Consider the following 3349-nt stretch of genomic DNA (forward strand, 5'->3'; position numbering starts at 1 on the left):
TGCCGCTTCTACAGAAGAGACCAACGCTTCTATGGAAGAACTTAATGCAACATTTGCACTTATCAGTAACTCAGCAACAGATCTTAAGGAACTTGCAGACTCTCTCAACAAGAAAGTAAACTTCTTCCAGCTTGCAACTGAGTAATTAATAGCTACAAAACCCGCATTCCGTATTTTAAACGGATGCGGGTTTTGTATTTGTCAAAAGGAAAAGCTTTTATCTTTGATAAAGGTTATGTCTGTTATAAGATCTCTTACTTCTCTCTTACAGATAGACATACTTTCAATCTCGTATCTGCCTCTTTTTGAAGGTCTTTCATCTGCAATAAGTTTTTGTTTTGAGCTGACTTTTTTGAGCAGGATCCTGGAATTTGTAATCGTTACTCTTTGTATAGGTGAATAGTCTTCGCCCAGTATAAGGACAGGGTTTTCTGCCGTCATATTCAGATTATCAATGTTTATATCATGGATAATACCGGGAATCCTATCAACACCTTCTCTTTGCGCAGAGCTCATAAATACAGGGTCACCTTCACCCCACCAGCTGTATATTCCTTCCGTCCTTGTACTGCTGTCTGAATAGTTCCTGACACTTCCAATAATATGATGGGCCACAATATTATAAATATCTCCCCCATCTCTTGACCATATACCTATTCCGCGAATACAATCTCTTATAATGCAGTCAGAAATAATAATATCGTGTATATCCCCATAAGTCTCAGTACCTATCTTTATAGCGCTGCAGCTTGTAGACAGTATACAGCTGTTTATTACTATATCCCTGGATTCTCCATACTTTTCATACATTGGCGCGGTAGATTTAATAACAACCGCATCATCTCCTGATGTAATCTTACATCCGCGTATTATTACATCACTACAACAGTCAGGATCTATGCCATCTGTATTAGGAGCCCTCCTATTATTGTCTATTACAATATTTTCAATCCTGACCTTCCTGCAGCCTGCCATATGAAGGGTCCAAAAGGCCGCATCATAAAAAGTCACATCCTTGATCACAAGATTTTCTATATCTTCAAGAAAACTAAGCCTTGGCCTAAATCCTCTTACATTAAGGGGGCATTCATGCTCTGCTTCCAAAGGTTCATCATCATAGAATACTTCTCTCCCCTGCCCGTCTATTACTCCCATTCCCTGTATAGTAATATTTTGTTCATGACAGGCAAACAGAAAGCATCCGCCTTCCCATCCAGTATCTGCATTATCATCTACAAAATCCTTGGAAAAATCTATCATGTCCTCTTCATCAAGGCTTGATCTAAGGACAGCTCCCTTATCAAGATACAGTTCAACATTAGATAGAAGACGAAGAGAACCTGACAGAAATATTCCGGAAGGAATATAAACCCGGCCACCTGTTATGCTGCAGTCATTTATCGCTGACTGTATAGCTTTGGTACACTTTGTTATTCCATCGCCTACAGCATTATAATCAAGAATATTATAAAGCATCGTATCTATAAAGCTCCTTTCCCTCCATATCAGTTTCTATCCTTACACCTTTATCAAAGCTAAGGACCTCTTTGCCATCAATAAAGCCATATGCCTTGTCTTTATCTCTCTCAAGCCTGTATATATGCCCGTTAAGATGCTGCTCATAATAGCCTTCTTCCTTTTTGATACAGCTCCAGATAAGTCTATCCTTCTTATAGCACACCCCATACATTCTGCTTACATATTCAAGGACCGAAAGCATTGCAGGTCCGTAAGCATCCTGTTTGCCTTCAACTCCTTCAAGTGAAGGCTTCATGGTAAAAGGATCATATTGCTGAACAAATATGCAATCTTCACCTATAGCTTCAAAAAGCTTTCTTCCAAGAGCCGGAATAAAACCATAATAACCGTAGTATTCAAGTGCCTCAATAGCCCTTTGGTAGGTAAGTGCCTGAGGCTGACCGCTCCAGTTATTGACATCATAATTTCTATACATGCTGTCATTTACGGCAACAGATGGAAGCGGCATCATAGTCCAGAATTCCTTTTCGTTTAACAGATGTCTTTTTACAAATCTGTCAGCCTTTTCCCTGTCCATACTGTGCCAGTACATCATTCTAAGATTATTATGGGTCAGAATGCTCATCATTTTATGATTCTTATCTCTGTCAAAAAAGGCTTCTCTTTCCTTATCCCAGAAATTATCAATAAGCCTTCGCCTTACTTCTAAAGCCTCTTTATTATGCCTTTCATAAAGGTCACTGTTTCCTTTTATTCTTGCAATTTCTGCCATAGTCTCTCTTGCAGAATAAGAATAACTCATGAAATCTACAGAAGCCATGGGAACGACTTCATATCCTGTCGGCGCTTCATCCTCTTCCCAATAATTTGGCGCATCACCATATCTTATGGCATTATCCTCTCCTGTATCAAATTTGCAAAAGCTTTCCAGACAGCCATCATTATCAGAATCTCTGTATTTCCACAGATACTCATCATACTTTAAAAGTACTTCGTAAAGCTGGTCCAGATAACTTTGGTCTTTACCTGTAAGGTAATAAACTTCAAGCGCAGGCCCCGGGAAGCAAAAGCCCTGGAACTTATCGTACTGGGGAATAAGTATATCATTTCTATACTCAATACTACCCGGAAGTCTTCCGTCTGATCTTTGATTGTCCATGAAAATTTTGCAGTTATTAAGGGCTATCTCTATATCTCTTTTGCCATACATGGCTCCGCCCATGGGCTGGGTCTCGATCCAAACCTTGTGATAACCGCCACCTTCTATTAGGACCTTTCTTTCTCCAAAAAATCTGATGTTCTGTCTGCATTTGGTATCTGCAGCATCATACAGCTTTTGGACAAGTCTGTCTGATGTCTTAAACACTACTTTTGTATCATCCATGGCGCTCCTTAAGTAACGTTTTTGGTTTAGCAATTATTATTTTAGCCCTTTAATCCGCTTGTTCCAATTCCTTCTACAAGATACTTATTAAAGAATAAGAAGATAAGAAATACAGGTACAAGTGATAACGTAGACATTGCAAACATTGCGCCATAATCCGTCACAGACGCAGAATCAGCAAAGAGTTTAATAGCTATTGATGCAGTATAGGATTGTGGACGTGACAAGTAAAGAAGTGGTCCCATATAGTCATCCCATTTCCAGTAAAACTGTATGATGACAGTTGTTACTATAGCAGGCTTTAAAAGAGGGAGAACTATCCTGGAGTATATCCCGTATTTGCTACAACCGTCTATCTTAGCTGCTTCATCAAGTTCTCTTGGTATGCCTTGCATGAACTGCATCATCTGATAGATGAAGAATGCCTGACCGCAAAAATATGGCAGTATAAGCGGAACGTATCCTGGAACCAGGTGAAGTCTGTAG

General features: G+C 39.5%; 3 protein-coding genes. All 3 read right to left on the reverse strand.

Going from position 1 to position 3349, the window contains the following annotated elements:
• Window positions 1-201: 201 nt before the first annotated feature.
• Window positions 202-1476, reverse strand: coding sequence for a glycoside hydrolase family 28 protein (locus K6G87_RS01170; RefSeq protein WP_296832737.1), 1275 nt, complete (start codon window positions 1474-1476; stop codon window positions 202-204).
• Entirely contained in the window at window positions 1466-2863 is a 1398-nt protein-coding gene (locus tag K6G87_RS01175) for an MGH1-like glycoside hydrolase domain-containing protein (RefSeq protein ID WP_296832740.1), read from the reverse strand. The genes K6G87_RS01170 and K6G87_RS01175 overlap by 11 nt, the downstream gene beginning before the upstream one ends.
• A gap of 41 nt (window positions 2864-2904) precedes the next feature.
• A partial coding sequence (locus K6G87_RS01180) for a carbohydrate ABC transporter permease (RefSeq protein WP_296832743.1) occupies window positions 2905-3349 on the reverse strand: 445 nt, incomplete at its 5' end.

The sequence above is a fragment of the Butyrivibrio sp. genome, assembly GCF_024699075.1.